Here is a 1,694-nt window from a genome sequence, read left to right as displayed (position 1 = left end):
TGCATTGGCAATCAATTCGTTATAAAGTTTTATTCTTTTTACGACAGTCCCTATTTATAAGTTCCTGAGCAACAAAAAGTTGCTCAGGAACTTATAAATAAAGTTAAATTATAGTGTTGCGGAATTAAGGATTTTTTCTTCTTTCTCGTTAATTTATCGAGCAAAGTTACTAAATTTGCCGTTGTATAATTATAAAAGAATATCTCTGTGATTTGAATTCAAGTATTCACCTGTAAGAAGTTACTAATGACAAAAAAGAAATTGCCCGTTCGTTTTACGGGTCAGCACTTTACTATTGATAAAGTGCTAATAAAAGATGCAATAAGACAAGCAAATATAAGTAATCAGGATACGGTTTTAGATATTGGGGCAGGCAAGGGGTTTCTTACTGTTCATTTATTAAAAATTGCCAACAATGTTGTTGCTATTGAAAACGACACAGCTTTGGTTGAACATTTACGAAAATTATTTTCTGATGCCCGAAATGTTCAAGTTGTCGGTTGTGATTTTAGGAATTTTGCAGTTCCGAAATTTCCTTTCAAAGTGGTGTCAAATATTCCTTATGGCATTACTTCCGATATTTTCAAAATCCTGATGTTTGAGAATCTTGAAAATTTTCTGGGAGGTTCCATTGTCCTTCAGTTCGAACCTACACAAAAGTTATTTTCAAGGAAGCTTTACAATCCATATACCGTTTTCTATCATACTTTTTTTGATTTGAAACTTGTCTATGAGGTAGGTCCTGAAAGTTTCTTGCCACCGCCAACTGTAAAATCAGCCCTGTTAAACATTAAAAGAAAACACTTATTTTTTGATTTTAAGATTAAAGCCAAATACTTAGCATTTATTTCCTGTCTGTTAGAGAAACCTGATTTATCTGTAAAAACAGCTTTAAAGTCGATTTTCAGGAAAAGTCAGGTCAGGACAATTTCGGAAAAATTCGGTTTAAACCTTAATGCTCAAATTGTTTGTTTGTCTCCAAGTCAATGGTTAAACTGTTTTTTGGAAATGCTGGAAGTTGTCCCTGAAAAATTTCATCCTTCGTAGTTCAAAGTCGGGTGGTTGTCAAGATGATTTTTCTGGTTTGGTGTCGTCTTTTAAGCTGCCGCATAACGTTTGGCAAATTGGCGATGGAGCCGACTTTTAGCACAAATGTTGAATAGAATTACTAATCTTCAACATTGCACAAAAGTTCAATAGAAGTACTTCACCGGCTCTATTGCCAATTTGTTTGTTATGTGCCGTTTTATTCCATTTTATACATTTAACAATTGCTGAAACGTAAAGTCGGGTTTAAACATTTCAATTTCGTTTTGAGTTGATTCTTCTTGTGCTTCTCTTCCATAAGCAAACATTTGCTGTTCATAATTTTCAATAGCCTCTTCAATGCTGTTAAATTTCCCATTGGTCAGATTATCCGACAATATCAAGGCATCCATCAACCCACTGTTTACGCCTTGTCCTGCAAAAGGAGGCATCAAATGTGCGGCATCCCCAATCATTGTTATGGGTAATGGACGCTTACTTTTCCAAGACTTATCTAAGGGAAATATTCGTGTCGCTAACCCTACAAAAGATGATGTCAAACGAATCAGTTCTTTGTAGCGTTCGTCCCAATCGGAAAATTTTTTCAGGAGAAAATCAACGACACTATTTCTGTTTTGAAAATCTACCTGCGTTTGGTTTTTCCATTC

At 34.8% G+C, this 1,694-nt stretch carries 2 protein-coding genes; one reads left to right on the top strand and one right to left on the bottom strand.

What is annotated here, in order from left to right; all coding sequences use genetic code 11:
- Window positions 1-246: 246 nt before the first annotated feature.
- Window positions 247-1,047 (top strand): 23S rRNA (adenine(2058)-N(6))-methyltransferase Erm(F), encoded by an 801-nt coding sequence (gene erm(F), locus DWY55_RS21740; protein WP_004331461.1) that lies wholly within the window; start codon window positions 247-249, stop codon window positions 1,045-1,047.
- Between the two features lie 209 nt (window positions 1,048-1,256).
- Here erm(F) and DWY55_RS21735 read toward each other — a convergent pair.
- The coding region (locus DWY55_RS21735) for an FAD-dependent oxidoreductase (protein ID WP_207806441.1) at window positions 1,257-1,694 on the bottom strand (438 nt) is incomplete at its 5' end.

The organism is Bacteroides sp. AF25-38AC (genome assembly GCF_003602995.1).
GTDB lineage: Bacteria > Bacteroidota > Bacteroidia > Bacteroidales > Bacteroidaceae > Bacteroides > Bacteroides uniformis.
Note: the sequence above shows the minus strand (reverse complement) of the source record. Positions and strands in the feature narration are given on the sequence as shown.